General features: G+C 59.9%; 19 protein-coding genes, 1 tRNA gene and 1 pseudogene. 11 read left to right on the forward strand and 10 right to left on the reverse strand.

Annotated elements, in window-relative coordinates:
• The first annotated feature begins 8 nt into the window (after positions 1–8).
• Complete coding sequence (locus AB6Q56_RS12025) at positions 9–1,160, forward strand: patatin-like phospholipase family protein (protein ID WP_434513413.1); 1,152 nt, start codon at positions 9–11, stop codon at positions 1,158–1,160.
• A 9-nt stretch (positions 1,161–1,169) separates the two neighbouring features.
• Here the strand turns inward: AB6Q56_RS12025 and AB6Q56_RS12030 are convergent.
• Positions 1,170–1,257: transfer RNA gene (locus AB6Q56_RS12030), tRNA-Ser, on the reverse strand.
• Positions 1,258–1,381: 124 nt separating this feature from the next.
• On the opposite strand from AB6Q56_RS12030, the gene AB6Q56_RS12035 reads away from it, so the two are divergent.
• Complete coding sequence (locus AB6Q56_RS12035) at positions 1,382–2,074, forward strand: Bax inhibitor-1/YccA family protein (RefSeq protein WP_434513414.1); 693 nt, start codon at positions 1,382–1,384, stop codon at positions 2,072–2,074.
• A gap of 64 nt (positions 2,075–2,138) precedes the next feature.
• Here the strand turns inward: AB6Q56_RS12035 and rlmD are convergent, their stop codons facing one another.
• Positions 2,139–3,437, reverse strand: coding sequence for a 23S rRNA (uracil(1939)-C(5))-methyltransferase RlmD (gene rlmD, locus AB6Q56_RS12040; RefSeq protein WP_434513415.1), 1,299 nt, complete (start codon positions 3,435–3,437; stop codon positions 2,139–2,141).
• A gap of 50 nt (positions 3,438–3,487) precedes the next feature.
• Here rlmD and AB6Q56_RS12045 point away from each other — a divergent pair, with 50 nt between their 5' ends.
• On the forward strand, positions 3,488–3,964 hold the full coding sequence (locus AB6Q56_RS12045; protein ID WP_434513416.1) for a hypothetical protein: 477 nt from the start codon (positions 3,488–3,490) through the stop codon (positions 3,962–3,964).
• Between the two features lie 136 nt (positions 3,965–4,100).
• Positions 4,101–4,379 carry a hypothetical protein gene (locus AB6Q56_RS12050; RefSeq protein WP_434513417.1) on the forward strand — a complete coding sequence of 93 codons (279 nt, stop codon included), beginning with the start codon at positions 4,101–4,103 and terminating at the stop codon, positions 4,377–4,379.
• 64 nt (positions 4,380–4,443) lie between these two features.
• Here the strand turns inward: AB6Q56_RS12050 and AB6Q56_RS12055 are convergent, their stop codons facing one another.
• From AB6Q56_RS12055 to AB6Q56_RS12080, 6 genes are all read right to left on the reverse strand, one after another.
• The gene (locus AB6Q56_RS12055; protein WP_434513418.1) at positions 4,444–5,214 is read right to left on the reverse strand and encodes an MBL fold metallo-hydrolase; all 771 of its coding nucleotides are present in this window, start codon (positions 5,212–5,214) and stop codon (positions 4,444–4,446) included.
• Positions 5,211–6,338 carry an outer membrane protein assembly factor BamC gene (gene bamC / locus AB6Q56_RS12060; RefSeq protein WP_434513419.1) on the reverse strand — a complete coding sequence of 376 codons (1,128 nt, stop codon included), beginning with the start codon at positions 6,336–6,338 and terminating at the stop codon, positions 5,211–5,213. The genes AB6Q56_RS12055 and bamC overlap by 4 nt, the downstream gene beginning before the upstream one ends.
• 19 nt (positions 6,339–6,357) lie before the next feature.
• The gene (gene dapA / locus AB6Q56_RS12065; protein ID WP_434513420.1) at positions 6,358–7,236 is read right to left on the reverse strand and encodes a 4-hydroxy-tetrahydrodipicolinate synthase; all 879 of its coding nucleotides are present in this window, start codon (positions 7,234–7,236) and stop codon (positions 6,358–6,360) included.
• Between the two features lie 78 nt (positions 7,237–7,314).
• The gene (tilS, locus tag AB6Q56_RS12070; RefSeq protein WP_434513421.1) at positions 7,315–8,286 is read right to left on the reverse strand and encodes a tRNA lysidine(34) synthetase TilS; all 972 of its coding nucleotides are present in this window, start codon (positions 8,284–8,286) and stop codon (positions 7,315–7,317) included.
• Positions 8,255–9,223 carry an acetyl-CoA carboxylase carboxyltransferase subunit alpha gene (locus tag AB6Q56_RS12075; protein WP_150427427.1) on the reverse strand — a complete coding sequence of 323 codons (969 nt, stop codon included), beginning with the start codon at positions 9,221–9,223 and terminating at the stop codon, positions 8,255–8,257. Before AB6Q56_RS12075 ends, tilS begins: the two co-directional genes overlap by 32 nt.
• Before the next feature lie 59 nt (positions 9,224–9,282).
• Entirely contained in the window at positions 9,283–9,945 is a 663-nt protein-coding gene (locus AB6Q56_RS12080) for a DNA-3-methyladenine glycosylase family protein (protein WP_434513422.1), read from the reverse strand.
• A 72-nt stretch (positions 9,946–10,017) separates the two neighbouring features.
• Here AB6Q56_RS12080 and AB6Q56_RS12085 point away from each other — a divergent pair, with 72 nt between their 5' ends.
• Positions 10,018–11,196, forward strand: coding sequence for an EAL and HDOD domain-containing protein (locus AB6Q56_RS12085; protein WP_434513423.1), 1,179 nt, complete (start codon positions 10,018–10,020; stop codon positions 11,194–11,196).
• Here AB6Q56_RS12085 and AB6Q56_RS12090 read toward each other — a convergent pair whose 3' ends face one another.
• A complete protein-coding gene (locus AB6Q56_RS12090) occupies positions 11,197–11,841 on the reverse strand; it encodes an MBL fold metallo-hydrolase (protein WP_434517155.1) in 645 nt (214 codons plus the stop codon).
• 119 nt (positions 11,842–11,960) lie between these two features.
• Here AB6Q56_RS12090 and AB6Q56_RS12095 point away from each other — a divergent pair, with 119 nt between their 5' ends.
• Positions 11,961–12,821: an HDOD domain-containing protein gene (locus tag AB6Q56_RS12095; RefSeq protein ID WP_434513424.1), complete on the forward strand. Its 861-nt coding sequence runs from the start codon at positions 11,961–11,963 to the stop codon at positions 12,819–12,821.
• Positions 12,822–12,827: 6 nt separating this feature from the next.
• On the opposite strand, the pseudogene AB6Q56_RS12100 reads toward AB6Q56_RS12095, so the two are convergent.
• Positions 12,828–13,502: pseudogene (locus AB6Q56_RS12100) on the reverse strand (ATP-binding cassette domain-containing protein); the annotation flags it as partial.
• Positions 13,503–13,709: 207 nt separating this feature from the next.
• Here AB6Q56_RS12100 and AB6Q56_RS12105 point away from each other — a divergent pair.
• From AB6Q56_RS12105 to AB6Q56_RS12125, 5 genes are all read left to right on the forward strand, one after another.
• Entirely contained in the window at positions 13,710–14,093 is a 384-nt protein-coding gene (locus AB6Q56_RS12105) for an ArsR/SmtB family transcription factor (protein WP_434513425.1), read from the forward strand.
• On the forward strand, positions 14,090–15,232 hold the full coding sequence (locus AB6Q56_RS12110) for a tetrahydromethanopterin S-methyltransferase subunit A (RefSeq protein ID WP_434513426.1): 1,143 nt from the start codon (positions 14,090–14,092) through the stop codon (positions 15,230–15,232). Before AB6Q56_RS12105 ends, AB6Q56_RS12110 begins: the two co-directional genes overlap by 4 nt.
• Before the next feature lie 11 nt (positions 15,233–15,243).
• Positions 15,244–15,636, forward strand: coding sequence for a thioredoxin family protein (locus AB6Q56_RS12115; RefSeq protein WP_434513427.1), 393 nt, complete (start codon positions 15,244–15,246; stop codon positions 15,634–15,636).
• 3 nt (positions 15,637–15,639) lie between these two features.
• Positions 15,640–16,344 (forward strand): cytochrome c biogenesis CcdA family protein, encoded by a 705-nt coding sequence (locus AB6Q56_RS12120; RefSeq protein WP_434513428.1) that lies wholly within the window; start codon positions 15,640–15,642, stop codon positions 16,342–16,344.
• A 384-nt stretch (positions 16,345–16,728) separates the two neighbouring features.
• The gene (locus AB6Q56_RS12125) at positions 16,729–18,630 is read left to right on the forward strand and encodes an ATP-binding cassette domain-containing protein (protein WP_434513429.1); all 1,902 of its coding nucleotides are present in this window, start codon (positions 16,729–16,731) and stop codon (positions 18,628–18,630) included.
• The last annotated feature ends 89 nt before the right edge of the window (positions 18,631–18,719 follow it).

An 18,719-nucleotide genomic window follows, 5' to 3' on the forward strand; every position in this document is an offset into this window, starting at 1 on the left:
GTGGCGACATGATTTCGCAACCGGAAGCGACCGGCGGCAAAACAGCCCTTGTCCTGACCGGAGGCGGTGCTCGTGCCGCCTATCAGGTTGGCGTCCTGCTCGCCATTGCCAAACTATCCAGCAATAGACGACACAACCCCTTCCCCATACTCTGCGGCACCTCGGCCGGCGCCATCAACGCCGCCAGCATCGCCTGCCTGGCCGACAATTTCAGCAAGGCCGTCTCGGTCCTTGCCACCTTCTGGCGGAGCATGCACGCGGATCATATCTATTGCGCCGACCCGATAGGCATTGGGCGCTCTGCGGCACACTGGCTCTCGACGCTGACCATGGGGTGGCTATTTCGCAATCCGCCGCGCTCGCTGCTCGACAATGCGCCGCTGCGCCGACTATTGAGCCAGCACCTCGATTTCCGCGGCATCGAGCACGCCATAGCCAAAGGCGCCTTGCACGCGGTCAGCGTATCAGCCTCCGGCTACGAATCGGGCGACAACATCAATTTCTTCCAAGGCCATCCAAGCGCGGAACCCTGGCGCCGAGTGCAACGCATCGGGATTCGGTCGCAAATCACGGTAGACCACCTGCTGGCATCGAGCGCTATTCCGTTCATCTTCCCAGCGACCAAAATTCATCGCGAATACTTCGGCGACGGGTCGATGCGCCAACTGGCGCCGATCTCTCCAGCTATTCACCTAGGTGCCGAACGCATTCTGATTGTCGGCGCCGGTCGCAAGAACGAACACCAGGACAGGCGACGTGTCGACAGCCACCCCACGCTGGCGCAAATAGCCGGCCATGCTTTATCCACGATTTTTCTCGACAGTTTGGCCGTGGATATCGAGCGCATGCAGCGCATCAATCGAACCCTGAACGCCATCCCCCCCGAAACAAGAGCAGAGAGCGACATCCCTCTCCGCCCCATTCATTCGCTGATCATCTCACCATCCGAGCGCCTGGAACGCTTTGCATCCGAGCACGCCCATGCCCTGCCTTGGGCAATGAAGATGATGCTTGGCGGAATAGGCGGGATGAGCCGGCGTAACGGAACGCTCACCAGCTATTTGCTTTTCGAGAAACCTTACACCCAGGCTCTGATCGACCTAGGTTACGCCGACACGATGGCACGCTCGGCAGAAGTAGGCGATTTCCTGAATCTCTGAGTGGGTGCCTGGCGGGTCCGGTGAGATTCGAACTCACGATGGGTTTCCCCACGCCGGTTTTCAAGACCGGTGCATTCAACCGCTCTGCCACAGACCCTGGCGGCGCGCATGATAGCACAGTCACGGCGGGGTACGTTTCCTGTGAAGGTACGGCGTTGAAACTTATCGCCCACTCCGTTAGTCTTAGCCTTTGACGAAACCATATCAAGGAGATGTCCTGCATGAACACCAATTTCGATATCGCCCGCCAAAGCTCGCCCGAAATCGCGCTCGGACAGAATCGCGTCCTGCGCAACACGTACATGCTGCTCGGGCTCTCGATGATCCCGACCGTCCTCGGCGCGATGGTCGGCATTCAGATGGGGTTCAGCTTTTTTGCCGGCAGCCCGCTGATTTCATTCATGCTCTTTCTCGGCATCGCCTTCGGCTTCATGTGGGGCATCGAGCGCAACAAGAACAGCGGCCTCGGTGTTGCTTTGCTGCTGGGCTTCACCTTCTTCATGGGATTGATGCTGTCGCGCATCCTGCAGGTTGCATTGGGCTTCTCCAACGGTGGATCGATGATTGCACTGGCTGCAGGCGGCACTGGTGCCATTTTCTTCACGCTATCGTCCATCGCCGCCGTCAGCAAGCGCGACTTCACGGGCATGGGCAAGTTCCTGTTCGCCGGCATGATCCTGATCCTGCTCGCGGCTGTCGCCAACATCTTCTTCCAGATTCCGGCGCTGTCTCTTACCATTGCCGTTGCGGCCGTGGGCATTTTCTCGGCCTACATCCTCTACGACATCAGCCGCATCGTCCAAGGCGGCGAGACGAATTACGTCAGCGCAACGCTGGCGGTCTACCTGGACATTTACAATGTTTTCGTCAGCCTGCTGCAGTTGATCATGGCCTTTACGGGCGAACGCGACTGAGCAAGTCTTATCGAAAGCAACAAGGGCGGCTTCGGCCGCCCTTTTTCATGCCTGAACGTGCCGCTCAATCGCGCTCAAAGACCGCTATCGACTCGACGTGAGCGGTGTGAGGAAACATGTTGACGACGCCTGCCGCTGAAAAACGATACCCCTTGACCGAAACCAGGATCGCAGCGTCGCGCGCCAAGGTCGAAGGGTTGCAGGAAACGTAGACGATACGCCGCGGAGCATCCTCGCCCAGCGCCTTGACCAGTTCGACCGCCCCCTCGCGCGGCGGATCGATCAACATCTTGTCAAAACGCCCCAGTTTTGCCAACGACGCTTCGGTGCACTCAAACAGATTCGCAACACCGAACTCCACGCGCTCTCCGAGCGCATTCGCGATGGCGCTCTCCCGTCCTCGTTTAACCAGCGCAGGACTACCCTCGACCCCCACCACGCGCGCGCCGGAACGGGCGATAGGCAACGTGAAGTTGCCCAGCCCGCAGAAAATGTCGGCGATCCGTTCGCCGGGTTGCGGATCGAGCAAACCTAAGGCTCGGCGAACCAGGATACGGTTCACGGCATGATTCACCTGGGTAAAGTCCGTCGGCTTGAAATCCAGTTCCAGCACGAACTCCGGCAGGGTATACGAGAGGCGAGGGGCATCTTCGGGATAGAGCCGATAGACAGTGTCCGGCCCCTTGGGCTGAAGGTAGAAAACAACCTGATGACGGTCGGCAAACGCACGAAGCATCTTTTCGTCAGCACCGGTCAGCGGCTGCAGAATGCGCAGGACCAGCGTCGTGCAGTGCTCACCGACTGCCAGTTCCAGCTGGGGCATGCGTTCGGCAACCGACAATGCCCCGATCAGGTCCCTCAACGGCATGAGCATGGCCGACACATGCGGCGGCAGGATCGCGCAAGTTTCCATGTCAGCAATGTAGCTGCTACGCTTTTCGTGAAAGCCAATCAGCACCCCACCCTTGCGCTCAATCTTGCGCACAGCCAGGCGCGCGCGATGACGATACCCCCAGGGTTCGCCAAAGATAGGCGGCAATATGCGTTCCGGACGCACCCGGCCTATATGCCACAGCCCATCTTCAAGCACGCGCTGCTTGGCGGCCACCTGGGCCATGGGGTCCATGTGCTGCATGGCACAGCCGCCGCATATGCCGAAATGCGGGCAACGCGGCTCAACCCGCGCGTTTGACGGCTTCACTACACTAACCAGGTGTGCAAGCTCATAGTTCGGCTTACGCCGAAAACTTGCATATTCGACCGTTTCGCCAGGCAAAGCGCCGTCGACGAAGATAGCCTTTCCTTCCTGGCGCGTGATCCCTCTCGCCTCGTGATCCAGCGACTCAACAATCCCGATCGGCACGGTCGACTCCAAAAAAGCGCGAATTCTATCAATCGGTTACACTAAGCGCCATGGCTCGCGAACTGATCACATCCTGGGCAGACTACCAGACGGCAATCGACCGTTTGCTGGGCATTGCCACAAAGCAAATCTGCATTTACGACGAGGACTTGACAACGCTGAAGCTTGATTCGCCCCCCCGCCTGGCGCATATCAAGCGACTCGTCTCCGGCACGCGCTCCGACGCGCTGCACATTGCGGTACGCAACGGATCCCCGCTCCGCAACCAACACCCTCTGTTGCAAAGCCTGCTGACCACCTACGGACACGTTGCTTTTGCGCAAGAAACACCAGCTCAGCTCGCCCATCTGCGCGATAGCATGATCATCGCCGATGACAAGCACGGCCTGATACGCTTTGAACGCGACATGCCGCGCAGCAAGCTCCTGATTGACGAAAGCGACGAACTGAGGCCCTACTTGGCAAAATTTCGCGAAATATGGGCGGAAGGCGGTGAGCGCATCACCAATTCAACCGTTGGCCTCTAGTATCCGGATGCCATTCCGCAACGCAACAAACACAGCCCTCCGCAAATAAATTATTGTTATAATAATGTGCTGATCAGGTAGCTCCTGATCTCCGATAAATTAAGATTTTGTTGGTTCTTGTCGATAAGGAAATCCCATGAATAAGTCTATTCTCGTTGCCGCCCTGCTGGCTGTTGCCCTGACCGCTTGCGGTAAGAAGGAAGAAGCTGCTCCGGCCGCCGCTCCGGCTCCGGCTGCTGCCCCGGCTCCGGCCGCCGCTCCGCAAGCTGGCATGGAAGCCGCCAAGCCGGCAGAACAAGCTGGCATGGCCGGCATGGAAGCCGCCAAGCCGGCAGAACAAGCTGGCATGGCCGGCATGGAAGCCGCCAAGCCGGCTGAGCAAGCTGGCATGGCCGGCATGGAAGCCAAGAAGTAATCTTCTTGATTTCAAGAAAAACGGGGCCACGGCCCCGTTTTTTTATTGCCTGAAACTTAAGAATCTAACTCAGGCTTCGCCAATCGAAACCATCCTTCTGGCTTGCAACGGAAACCTCCCCGTGACCAAGCGCCGGGCAATCATCAAGAAGCGCCCGAACCAGACTAGCACAATTATTCCGCTCGCTCAGATGCGCGGCCACCAAATGTTGCAGTCGCGAACAGTCGATTTGCCCCAGCAGGGCTGCTGCTGCACGATTTTCAAGATGACCGTAGCGACCGGCAATCCGGCGCTTCACCGAAGCCGGATAGTCCGAGCGAGCCAGCATTTCAGCATCGTGATTAAACTCGAGGACAAGGCCGTCGCAGCCTGAGAGATTGGCGCGCACATGCGGGGTCGCTTCGCCAATATCCGTCAGAACGGCAAGGTGCTTTCCGCTAGCAGAGAATACATATTGAACCGGCTCACGCGCATCGTGCGGAACCGGAAAGGGCTGAATTTCGAAATCCCCAACACCAAAAGGCTGATGGCTATCGATGATACGAAGATCGAGACCGTCACTATCTACTACCCGGCAGGCCATCCACGTTCCGTAAGTCATCCAGACCGGCAAGGCATGCTTTCTCGCCAGACGAAAAACGCCGCCGACGTGATCACCATGTTCGTGTGTCACCAATATTCCGGCAAGATCGGCAGGCAGTTTGCCCAGGCGCAGCATACGGGTAGCGGTCTCCCGCAACCCAAAGCCACAATCGAGCATTACGCACGTTGCCCCCGACTCGACAAGCAGCGCGTTACCGGCGCTGCCGCTGCCGAGCGAGGCAAAACGGATCACTGCAATTGCTGAAGAAGCAGGCCGAGAATCTTCTTGGCGGTTTCCGACTTGTCCGTACCACCTTCGGCCGACAGCACCTTCACGACACTTTGCTGCCCATCCTCACTAACATGGATGCGGTACTGGGCATTCGCATTGACAGGGGCATCGCTCTTCCAGAATGCCAGCTTGGACAGCAGACCAGTATCCTTCTTGCTGCGATTGTCGGCATCCGGATCAACGTAGCGGACGAAATAGAGGCCACGCGAGCGATCACGATCCTCGACGGTGAAGCCGACACGATCCAGCGCCAGACCGATACGACGCCAAGCACGGTCAAAGCGCTCAAGAACCTCGAGCGTACCGGCGCCATCGTCCGACTTGGCCAGTTTGGCACGCGGTTCAGCCTTGACCGAGGCCAACGAAGCCTCGGCGCGCTTTTCCTCAGAGCCAAGGCGAACCATCAGGCGACGCAGCATTTCGACCTCCAGCTCGGGATCGGCCGCTCGCGGCTGCCAGCGGGTCTGATCCTTGGCCGATGAGGTATAGACCTCTTCCATTCCACGGTGGCTGATGAACACGTCAGTGGTGCCCGGCGTGGCACCCGGCTCGAAGCGCGTACGGAACTTGTCGCGCTCGCCCGTCGAGTATAGCGAATCGAGCAGACGGCCCAGCGTGTTGCGAATGAAATCCTGACCGATCTTTGCGCGGTTTTCTGCCCAGTCCGTTTCCATCACACCGGCTTCGGGACGCTCGACATTGATAATAAACCCGGTTTCCTGCCAGAAATCCTTGACGGTATCCCACAGTTTGTCGGCCGGCACAGAAACAACCAGCCAACGCTGGTTGCCTGAGCGCTCGACGCGCACCTTGTCAACCTCGGGCAGGACAGCCGTGTTTTGCGCCTGTGCCTGCGGCGTACGATCTGCGTTGTAGGCCGAGAAAGTAGCGCTTCCCTTGCCGGCCGCATCGGGTACCAGGTACTTGTCATCACGGGCGATCTGCGACAGATCAGGCGGGATATCCAGCGACGGAACCTTGCCGGCCGATTTGTATTCGATCTTGCGGGAATCGGGAAGAATACTGCAGCCCGCCAGCGCAACAGCAAGCAGGGAAAGAGCGAGGCCGGAAAGCCGACGATTCATGTTTCTTGTACTCCGGGGATCAGGCAATCAGGCCGGCCTGGCGTAGAGCAGCCAGAACGCGAGGCTGCGCGGCCTCCGACAGGGTGGTCAGAGGCAGGCGGATACCGTTGGGCATCAGGCCGAGTTGGTGAACTGCCCACTTGACTGGAATCGGGTTGGCTTCGCAGAACAGGTCACGATGCAGGCCAAGCAGCTTGAAATGGATTTCGCGAGCCTTGGTCATGTCACCGTTGCGGGCGGCAACGCACATTTCGTGCATCAGGCGCGGCGCAACGTTGGCGGTCACCGAGATATCGCCATGAAAGCCGAGGGCGATGGTTGCCACGGCGGTCATGTCGTCGCCAGTGTACAGGCCGAACTCCTTCGGTGCACGAGCGATCAGGTCACAGGCGCGATCCAGGTTGCCGGTGGCATCCTTGACACCAACGATACCCGGCACCTGCGCCAGGCGCAGGATGGTGTCGTTGGACATGTCGGCAACGGTGCGACCCGGCACGTTATAGAGCAGGATCGGCAACTCGACCGCCTCGGCAATCGCCTTGAAATGTCGATACATACCTTCCTGGGTCGGGCGATTGTAGTAAGGCACCACGGACAACGACATGTCAGCGCCGGCCTTCTTGGCGAACTCGGTGAGCTCGATCGCTTCGGCCGTCGAGTTACCGCCGGTACCAGCGATAACTGGAATGCGACCAGCAATGTGCTCTACCGCCACCTTGATCAGTTCACAATGCTCCTCGACGTTGACGGTCGGCGACTCGCCGGTCGTGCCGACGACGACCACGGCGTCGGTACCTTCCTGCACATGGAAATCGAGCAGCTTGCGGAAGGCGTTCAAATCGAGGCTGCCATCTTCATGCATGGGCGTAACGATGGCGACAAGGGATCCGGTAATCATGGCCTGTATATGAATAAAGTAATTCTTTGATTGTAACTGAAGGCCATTGGCCGCGGAAAGGCGCTTGGTAACAGTTTGTTATTTTCTTAGCGACCAGTGAAGTCGCCTGTTCGCCACACGCATCACGCCCTCGCCGAGCACGAGCTCAGGATGACGATCGGGTGCAGCCAAAAGGAGTTGCCTGGCGAATTCATCGAGACGGCTTGCCACGGGAGCTTGCCAGCCCAGGCGGCGCAGACGGTGGCGCAGCAGGTTCTTCAAGCGTGAGAAACTCAGTTGGCGCAATCCAGCCATTGTTGCGGCATCACCGTCACTCACCTGCCGCCAGTCCAATTCAGCCAGTTCGTCCAGCAATTCGGCAGCTTCAGCAAAGTTGGCCGCCGCCCGTGCCAGCGAGTTTTCGGCCGTGGGAAATCTCCGACTCAAGCCAACCAGGGCGTCATGGCGCAAATAATTGCGGGTCAATGCCGTATCGGTATTGCTTTCGTCGGTCACCCAGGACAAACCGGAGGCGTCGGCATAGGCTTCGATTTCGCCCCTGGAAACATCGAGCAGGGGCCTGAGCAACCTGAGCTCACCCTGTTTTCGCTCAACGGGAATACCGGCCGCGCCATTCACGCCAGCCCCGCGCAGGACATTGAACAATACGGTTTCCGCTTGGTCGCCACGGTGGTGGGCAAGCAACAGGCAGCCTTGAGCAGCTGTTGCGAAGGCAGCATAGCGCGCCTGACGGGCAGCGGCCTCGACACCGAGGCCGGAAGCGCCAGCGACCGTCACGCGGCGAATGATGAGCGGTATGCCCAAGCTGCCGCAATAATCGCCGCAAAAAGCAGCCCAAGCATCGGCATTGGGGGACAATCCATGGTGCACATGAATGGCCTGAACCTCCCCCACCCATCCTGATCGGGCGACGAGATGAAGCAGAACGACAGAGTCACAACCGCCGGACAGCCCTACCGAAAGAGGAGCGTCCGATGCAAGGCGGGCAGCGAGAAAACTGCCGACCCGCTGTGGCAGGTCAGTTGACCGGCTGTTCCTTGAAGCGGCCATAGCTCATCAGCCGCTCATAGCGCGCCTCAAGCAACTCACCTGTGGACAGCCCGGAAAGTTGCTTGAGTGCATCCTGCAGGGCCTTCTTGAGGTTCTGCGCCATGGCGGCATGATCACGATGCGCACCGCCGAGCGGCTCATTGACCACCTTGTCGACCAAGCCCAGCGTTTTCAGGCGCTGAGCGGTAATACCCATGGTTTCGGCCGCTTCGGGCGCCTTTTCGGCACTCTTCCAGAGAATGGAAGCGCAGCCTTCCGGGGAGATGACCGAGTAGGTCGAGTACTGCAGCATCTGCACAGTATCGCCGACAGCAATCGCCAGCGCTCCGCCGGAACCACCTTCACCGATGATGGTAACGATGACCGGCACCTTGAGTTCGGCCATCACGTAGAGGTTGCGGCCGATGGCCTCGGACTGGCCGCGCTCTTCGGCATCGATCCCGGGATAGGCGCCCGGCGTATCGACGAAGGTCATGACCGGGATGCCGAATTTCTCGGCGAGCTTCATCAGGCGCAATGCCTTGCGATAGCCCTCCGGACGCGGCATGCCAAAATTGCGGTAGATCTTTTCCTTGGTATCGCGGCCTTTCTGATGGCCGATGACCATGACCGGCTGGCCGTTAAAACGCGCCAAGCCGCCGACAATGGCATGATCGTCGGCAAACGCGCGATCACCGTGCAACTCTTCGAAGTCGGTAAAGATCAACGACAGGTAATCCAGCGTATACGGACGCTGCGGGTGACGGGCCACCTGAGAAATCTGCCACGGCGTCAGCTTGGCGTAGATATCCTTGGTCAATTGAGCGCTTTTGCTTTGCAGACGGTCGATTTCTTCGGAAATATCGACGGCGGAATCATCCTGCACAAAGCGCAGCTCTTCGATCTTGGCTTCAAGGTCAGCAATGGATTGCTCGAAGTCGAGGAAACTTGTTTTCATGGACTGCTCGTTTGCTAAATTGCGGCGCATTTTACCCCAAAGGCACCGTCGCTACCGTTTCAGTACGCCACCGGGAGCGGATCGAGGCTGCGCCATAAATACCAGGTCGCCACCGAACGCCATGGGCGCCAACGCTCCCCATGTGCCAACAGGACGCGCCGCGGCTGTTTTTCACCGTCGAAATAGCGCTCGAAGACAGCACGTTGCAAGCCGATGTCGTCCAATGGAAAAACATCCGGCCGCATCAGGTTGAAGATCAGGAACATCTCGGCTGTCCACCGACCGATGCCGCGTACACCAACCAGCTCTGCAATGACTGCTTCGTCATCCAGATCCACCCAGAGCGCAGGATTCATTTTTCCACTAAGAAAGTGCCTGGCCAGATCGTTCACGTACTCGATCTTGCGCTGAGACAGGCCGCAGCCCGCCAAACCCTCTTCGCCGACCAAACCGACCTGGCTCGGCGTAACCTCACCCACACGCGCGACGAAGCGCGCCCACACCGAATCGGCTGCCTTGACCGATATCTGCTGCCCGACAATGGAGCGCGCCAATGTAGAGAACGGATCGCCGCGAGAAACCAGCGAAGCGCCTCGGTAACGCGCCACCAGTTCGGCCATGAGCGGATCGTTGGCGGCCAATTCTTCGGAGGCCTGCGTCCAATAAAGCGGAGTCATGTAGGGATTATACGTTGAAGCAACGCCCGGCTTTTCCGCTTGCATATTTGTGGCGGAGTGCGAACACGGGGAGGCGTCGGTTTGTTATTATTGTTAAAAATAATGACGAGAAACGCCATGACCAAATTGCCTTACGTCTTCATCCACCCGATGTTGGGTTCGGACGACGCCTGGGCTGCCTTCCTTGCCGAACTTCCCAATGGCACACGCAATCCGGAACTGCTTTCGCAACTGGCCAATTCACCGCAATTTGATGAATTCGACCAGCGTCTGCCATGGTTTTTCCCGGCAGAAAGCAATTGCGGTTCCTTGCAGAACAAGGGAGAACGCGCGGTGATCGTGTTTTCGGCCGACATTTCGCCGGACAACCATGAAGCACTGACAGCACTGGAAAGCCAATTGCGTCAGGCAAGCCGCAAGCTGGCCTTGGCCGCAAGCTCTAGTATCAAGCTGCCCGCTAGCGGCACTTGGGACTACCTGCTCATCGACGCCAGCCACGCTCGCAGCCTGCCGCCGTACAATCTGTTGGGCATGGCCAGCCGGACCGTTATCGGCATCACTGGGCTGCACACCCAGAACGACCGCGAGTGGACCCTGGCCAATGCCAGCAGCTTCTCGACAGGTGAGTATCTACTGGCTCGTTCGGCCATGCCGGGCAAGGCCGACATGACCAAGCTCAAGTTGCTCAAACTGCTCAGTCTGATCGAGGGCGATGCCAGCACGAGCGACCTTGAAGACATTTTCCGCGAGGAATCCAAGCTCTCCTACAGCCTGCTCCGGCTGGTCAACTCGGCCGCCATGTCCCCGCGTAGCCCGATCACCAGCTTCGGCCAAGCCATCAACCTGCTGGGGCGCCGGCAACTGCAGCGTTGGTTGCAACTCCTGGTCTATTCCGACCCCAATAACGGCCAGCACCCGACCCCACTGCTCCCGAAAGCAGCAGCTCGCGGCCGCCTCATCGAACTGCTGTGTTCGCGACTCCCGCTGGACCCGGCACTCGAACACCCGGAAGACATGGCGTTCATGATCGGTACCTTTTCGCTATTGGACGTGCTGCTCAACATGCCAATGTCCGAGATTCTCAACCAGCTCCCCTTGCCTGAGCTAGCGCAGCAGGCGCTGGGCGAGCTCGAGGGACCGTTCGGCAAACTCCTGAGCGCCGTTTGCGCCGTCGAGAAACGCGAACTGACTGTGGCGTCGGAAAAGCTCGACGCATTGGGCATATCGCCGGAAATCTATCTGGATACCCAATTGACCGCCATCAGTTGGGCAGCAAAAATCCGCCCGGCAAACTAATCAACCGAAGCGCCCGGACAGGAAGGGGTTGAACTGGCGCTCCTCGCCAAAGGTAGACATCGGGCCGTGGCCGGGGATGAATGCGACGTCATCGCCCAGCGGAAAAAGTTGCCCCTTGATCGAGCTGATCAACGTATCGTAATCACCTCGCGGAAAATCGGTTCGGCCGATGGAGCCTTGAAAGAGCACATCACCGACCTGGGCCAGACGGCTCGGTGCATGGAAGAAAACGACGTGACCCGGCGTATGCCCGGGGCAGTGCAGCACGTCCAACTCGACCTCGCCAAAATGAACCTTGTCGCCGCCTTTCAACCAGCGCGTCGGTTCGAAGCTGCGTACATTGGGGAAGCCGAACATCTTGCTCTGCTGCGGCATGCCTTCGATCCAGAAGCGATCCTCCTCGTGCGGTCCCTCGATCGGTACGCCAGTCTGCTCCGCCAGTGCGGCAACGCCGCCGGCATGATCGATGTGGCCGTGAGTGACCAGCACCTTGGCCAACGTCAGCTGCTCGCCCTCCAGCGCGCGCAGAATGCGTTCAATGTCGCCACCCGGATCGATCACGACGGCCTGGCGGGTTTTCTCGCACCAGAAGAGAGTGCAGTTCTGCTCGAAGGGAGTAACCGGAACGACTTGGTAGCGCATGATGGTTCGTGAATGTTTGAGCGAAGGGGCATTATCGCACGCTGCCGCCCTTGCCCGGCATAGCCAGCCACCTTACACTCCTCCCTGCCCTCAAGGACACGCCCTTCGAAAGCCCACCGACAATGCTTGACCACGCGCTACCCGACATTGACTCTTGGACACTGTTGTTCAGCAATAACGGGCTGCCCATCCTGCGCGTCACCAAACGCCGCCTGGAGGAGATGCGTGCCGATCTTGACCGCGTCGATGTCCGCGAACTCGCCCACCTGATCCTGCAAGACCCGATCATGACGGTACGTGTGCTGGCCTACATCCAGCCGATGCGCGGGCGCTCCCTGCAACGGGATATCACGACCATCGCCAGCGCGGTGATGATGGCCGGCATCGAACCTTTCTTCAACCGCTTCAACGAGCTGTTCACCATCGAGGAACAGGTCAAGGAAGCCGGCCCGCAAGCGCTTCTCGGCGTCCTCCAGATCATCCGCCGCGCCCAGCGCGCCGCCGACTACGCCCAGGAATGGGCGGTCTGGCGACAGGACATCAACATGGAGGAAGTCCGTGTAGCAGCGCTGCTCCATGACCTGGCCGAAATGCTGGTGTGGTGTACCGCGCCGAAACTCGGCCTGCGCATCCAGGAACTGCTGAAAGCGCATCCGGGGATGCGCAGCGCCGATGCGCAAGCACAAGTGCTCGGCTTCACTTTTCAGGAAATCCAGCGGGAGCTTTGCCGCGTCTGGCATCTGCCGCCGCTGCTCCAGACCTTGATCGACGACGACAACGCAGAGCAGGCGCGCGTTCGCAATGCGACCCTGGCGGTACGCCTGGCTCGCCACTCATCCCATGGCTGGGACGATCCGGCCTTGCCCGACGATTACAAGGATATCGGGCAATTGCTCAACATCAAACCGGAAGTCGTGCGTCAGCGCCTTGGCCTGGATCCGTTGCCGGCAAGGGAAGCCGACGGGCAGAACGAGGAGCGGTAGCCGGACTCAACCACCGGCACGCGACTCCAGCGCCTCCCAGCGCTCCAGCAGAATCATCAGTTCGTCATCGATTGCTGCAAGCCGTTCTGCGGCCTGCTTGGCGGCTTGCGGGTCGATCTGGTAGATCGACGGATCCTCGAGGCGCTTCGTCAAATCGGCCTGCTCGCCTTCCAACGCAGAGATTTTCCCCGGCAATGCCTCGAGCTCCCGCTGTTCCTTCCAGGAAAGCTTGTCGCCCTTTGCCTTGACCGGCTCGACAGCTTTGACCACCGGTTTCGTTTCGGACCGGGCCTTGGCGGCATCCTTCGCCACACCGGCCTTGTACGACGCCCAGTCACTGTAACCGCCGGCATACTCGTGCCACCGCCCCTCCCCCTCGGCGGCGATGGTCTGCGTCACCACATTGTCGAGGAAAGTCCGGTCGTGGCTGACCAGGAACAGCGTCCCTTCGTAGTTCTGCAGCAGTTCCTCGAGCAATTCCAGAGTTTCGATATCGAGGTCGTTGGTTGGTTCGTCGAGAACCAGCACGTTGGCCGGCTTGGCAAACAGACGAGCCAGCAGCAGGCGATTGCGTTCGCCGCCGGACAGCGAGCTGACCGGCGAACGGGCGCGCTCCGGAGCGAACAGAAAGTCCTCAAGTATACGGAGCGGAACACTCGATGAGTATCCCAAAACAGCTTTGCACATGGGACTGTCGCTAATATAGCGTCAATACATTCTACGGAAAATAAAATGCGCAACTTCCGTAGAGCGCCAGGACGGATGACTGCATGCCACTTTGATTTACAGTGAAGGAAGAATCCTCCTGCGGCTTCTCAGGAACGCGACGCTTTCCAACCTGTCTGCCTCACATTATCATTTTCGAAATCATCGAAATGAGGGGCGACCTTGAAAGCGGCTTCCAATATCATCCAGAGTCCGATATGCAACGTCACCTGCTTCGAGCAGGAGAAGGTTGCCCGCATCAAGGCGGAACTGGCCAAGGATGAAGGGGCGCTGCCCCAACTTGCCGAACTCTACAAGTTGCTCGGCAACGCCACCCGCCTCAAGATCCTCCTGGCGCTGGCCCAGGGCGAATTGTGCGTCTGCGACGTAGCCCATGTGCTGGGCCTTACCGTCGCCGCCACGTCGCATCAATTGAAGCTGTTGCGCGACCAGCGCTGGCTTGCCATGCGCAACGACGGCAAGATGGTCTACTACCGTCTGAACAGCCCGGGGCTGCTTGAAGCCCTGAGGGGCGATCTTTGCCTACTTGAGGAGCGTATCGCATGAGCGCCCGGGGACTTGAAGCAGCAGAGGAACAGATACGCCTCGCCATGGCCGCCACCAAGTGCCACCGCTGTGGCTGCTTCCAGGATACCGTGCAGGCGCTGGAGCAATCGCATCCTATTCGAGAGCTATTGCCGGAACTCATCAAGGAGGCCCTGGCTCTCTTCGAGCCGAAGCGCTACGAATGCCTGGGCTGCGAGGTGTGCTGGCCGGCGGTCGCTACCAACGCTACCGCCGAGATCGACCCGGCCATAGCGGAAATGGCCCACTGCGCGACTGCCGACCCGGAGGAGCGCGAGGGCTGGCCGCCGCTGCCCGGTGACTATCGCGTGGTGCGCTATCAGGCGCCGGTCGCCGTCTGCACCCTCAACTCCGACGATCTGATGCCCCGCCTGGCCGGAACCCAAGCGCCTGGCTTGGCCATCGTCGGAAGCCTGCACACCGAGAACCTGGGCATCGAGCACCTGATCCGCAACCTGTTGCCCAATCCCCACATCCGCTTCCTCATCGTCTGCGGCGAAGACACCCAGAAGGCTATAGGCCACCTGCCAGGGCAGTCCCTCGTTGCCCTCATGATGAACGGTCTGGAAGACAGGGGTCGGATAAGCGGCGCCGAGGGGAAACGCCCCGTCATCAAGAATGTCTCCCTTGAGCAGGTCGAAGCGTTCCGCCGGCAAGTACAGGTGATGGACTGCATCGGCATGACAGACCTGGAGGCCATTGCCGGTGAAATTGCCAAGGCGGCTGCCAACGATCCAGGGCCGGCGACAGCAACCTTCGCCCATGGGAACACAATCCCGGTCCAGCAGGCCCAGGAACCTTCGCGCCTGGTGTCGGACCCCGCCGGCTACCTGGTGCTCTATCCGGACAGGCGTCGGAAATGCCTCGTGCTCGAACACTATGCCAATAATGGCACTTTGGACCGGGTGGTCGAGGGAGCCACCCCAACCGCGCTCTACAGCACGTTCATTGCGGAAGGACTCATCAGCCGCCTGGATCATGCTGCCTACCTGGGTAGGGAGCTGGCACGGGCCGAGACCGCGCTTCGGGAAGGGCACGACTACGTGCAGGACCGGGCTCCTGGAGAAATAGAATCCCCCGCACCCGAGGCCAAGTGTGGCTGCTCGGGCGCCTGCCACTGAAAGGAACAAGAATGCGCCGTGCACTCCTCATCATCGCTCTCACCGCCGTTGCCGCGCTCATCTGGGCAAAATGGCCTCAAAGCCACCCCGCCGCGGTCGCTACCGCAGCCGTTAGCGGCCCCCAGGTCGTCCTCTTCAAGGGTGACGACAGTGCAAGCTGCCGGGCGATCCTACGGATTGTGGAAGAGGCAGAGGCGCGTTACGGAGAACGTATTGGCGTCACCAAGGTTGATTGGTCCCCCGAGAATCCCCTGATCCAGGCGTACCAGGTGCGCTTCCTGCCTACCGTGGTGTTCGTGGATAGTACCGGCCGGGAGCGCAAGCGCATTGTGGGCGAGAGCGACGCCGTGCAGGCCGAGCTTCGGCAAGCGCTGGCCCAAGCCGAAACACTGCTGCGCCAGTAGGCGATGGATAGCATTGCCGAGTGGCTGACGCCTTGGCTCCAGAGCGGTTCCCCGCTATTGATTCCCCTCGTGCTACTCGGGGGCTTGGCCACTGCCCTCAATCCATGTTGCCTGCCCATGTACCCAGCCGCCCTCGGCTACCTGGGGCAGGCGGGCTTGCACCCGGAAGGGGGTTCCCGCTCCGGCCGGATCGCCTTCGCTTTCATCGCTGGCATGGCAAGTGCCACGACGGCCATGGGAGCGGTGACAGCCTCGCTCGGTTGGGTCTTCGGGCAGATGCCGGTGACGCTGCGGCTGCTCCTCGCGTCGGTGCCGCTCATCATGGGACTGGACCTTCTCGGTGTGGTCCGGCTGCACCCTACCTTGTACATCCCCTGGCTGTCCCGCGCTTCGACCCTGAAGCAATTCGTCCCTCGGATGGGTCGCGCTTTCATGGTCGGCTTCCTCTTCACCTTGGCAATCGCACCCTGTGCGACGCCCATTCTCATCGGCATACTAAGTGCCGTCGCCATGAACGGCAGCCCCAGTTTTGGGGCGGCGCTGATGTTCCTGTACGGCCTTGGCGCCGGTTTGCCCTTACTCGCCATTGCGCGGGGCGCCCATCTTCTGGGGCAACGGCTGATCTCATCCCGGGCCCGTCGCGTCATGAATGCGATCCTGGGTGGCATGCTGGTTGCCCTGGGCCTCTTCCTCGTTTGGCAAGCCTAGCCGACACCCTGCCCGGAAACGAGCGGTCATAGAACCATGGGGCTCCGCCCCATACCCCGCGCTCGCCGCGTGGCAGGGGGTGGGGTTATTGAAACGAACCCCACCCCTTGCCACAGAGCATGGGGTCGCTACGGCCTGTAAAGGGGCTTTCGCGGCATAAACGGCCCCTCCCCGCAGGGCGGGTCCCCTCCATTTATTCCACGGTCCCCTTGACAGCCCTCCGCTCAGTGCCGGATTTCGTTCAGCAAGGTGGGTAGGGTGATGTGACCTCGACCGATACGGCGTTAGGGCTGGCTGAGTCGGCAGTTATTGGGATGAGGCACAAGATGGCCTGTAAAATCCAGCCCTTCGATGGTTTTGGCAGCGTAGCAGGGATAGACATTTATGCCTCTTATTACTTTGAGCAAACTAGAGTTGGCTTTTGGTCACTGGCCCCTGCTGGATGGTGCGTCTCTGGTCCTGGAGAAGGGGGAACGAATCGGGTTAATTGGCCGTAATGGCACGGGAAAATCTAGCATGCTGCGGATTGTTGCAGGCGAGATTCATGCAGATGCGGGAGATGTTTGGCGCCAGCCCGGTCTACGGCTGGCCTACGTGCCGCAGGAGCCCGTATTCAAGCCCGGCCACACGGTGTTCGAGGCAGTGGCCGAGGGCGTCGGCGATGCTCACCGATTGCTCACCGAATACCACGCCGTGGCCCACCGTGTCGGCCACGCAGCCGAGGCGGCCGATCTCGCACAACTGGATCGACTCAGCCACGAACTGGAAACCGCCGACGCCTGGCGTCTCAACAGCCGGGTGGAGGAGACCCTGGGCCGCCTCGATTTGCCCGCCGACGCACAGGTCGATGCCCTCTCCGGTGGTCAGAAGAAACGCGTGGCGCTGGCCCGGGCCTTGGTTGGCGAGCCGGAACTCCTGCTGCTCGACGAACCTACCAACCACCTCGATTTCGAGGCAATCTCCTGGCTAGAAGAACTGCTCGTCGCCTTCACCGGTGCACTCTTCTTCATCACCCATGACCGCCGCTTCCTCGACAACGTCGCCAACCGCATCATTGAGTTGGATCGCGGTCAGTTACGCGAGTACCAAGGCAACTTCAGCGCCTACCAGCAGAAGAAGGCGGAGCAGCTTGAGGTTGAGGCCATTCACAATCGCAAGTTCGACAAGTTTTGGAAACAGGAAGAAGTCTGGATCCGCAAGGGCATCGAGGCGCGCCGCACCCGCAACGAGGGGCGCGTGCGGCGTCTTGAGGATCTGCGGCGGCAACGCGCCGCGCGTCTGGAGCGCGTGGGCCAGGTAGGCTTTGCCCTCGATGCCGGTGAGCGCTCTGGCAAACTGGTTGCCGAGTTGGAAGGGGTGAGCCACGGTTTCGGCGGGCGCCACCTCATCAAGGACCTCTCGCTTACCGTCATGCGCGGCGACAAGCTTGGCCTTATCGGCCCGAACGGCTGCGGCAAGACCACGCTTATCCGCCTTATTCTCGGTGACCTCAAGGCCGACTCCGGCCGTATTCACCAAGGCACCCAACTGGAGGTGGCCTACTTCGACCAGTTTCGTAACCAGCTCGACGACGAGAAGAGCCTGATCGACACCATTTCACCGGGCTCAGATTACGTAGAAATTGCCGGTCACCGCCAACACGTTATTAGCTATCTGGAGGGATTCCTGTTCCCGAGCGAGCGTGCAAGGGCTAAGGTTTCCGCCCTGTCTGGAGGCGAGCGCAACCGTTTGCTCCTGGCCCGGCTTTTCGCACGGCCTGCGAATCTACTGGTGCTGGACGAACCCACCAACGACCTCGACATCGATACGCTCGAACTGTTGGAACAGTTGCTACAAGACTACACTGGCACGGTGATCCTCGTATCGCACGACCGTGCCTTTCTGGACAATGTGGCCACGCAGTCCTTGTGCTACGAGGGCGAAGGTCGATGGATCGGGATTGCCGGCGGTTACGCCGACTGGCAGGGGTATCGCGCCCGACATGCCACGCCTGCAAAAGCTAAGGCCGAGAAACCAAAAGAAGCATCAGTGTCGGCCGTGAAAGCGGATAAGCCGAAGACCAAGCTCTCCTACAAGGAAGGCCGTGAACTTGAGGCGATCCCGGAGCGCATCGAAACCTTGGAGCTGGAGCAGGCCAGGCTAAACGAGCGCCTCGCCGACCCCGCCCTCTACCGCGAGACGCCGCAAATTGTGTCAGAGTTGAAGGCTCGGCTCGATGCAATTGAGCTCGAACTTCTGGAATTGCTGGAGCGCTGGGAAGTGCTGGAGAGGATGCGTTCTGCGTAAGAACGATCCAAGTCTGGCGAACTCAGAACAATAATTCAGGAGCGGACCCAATACCCTCCCATTTATTCCACGCCGCTTGACCCCGCCTC

The organism is Dechloromonas sp. ARDL1 (assembly GCF_051122455.1).
GTDB lineage: Bacteria > Pseudomonadota > Gammaproteobacteria > Burkholderiales > Rhodocyclaceae > Azonexus.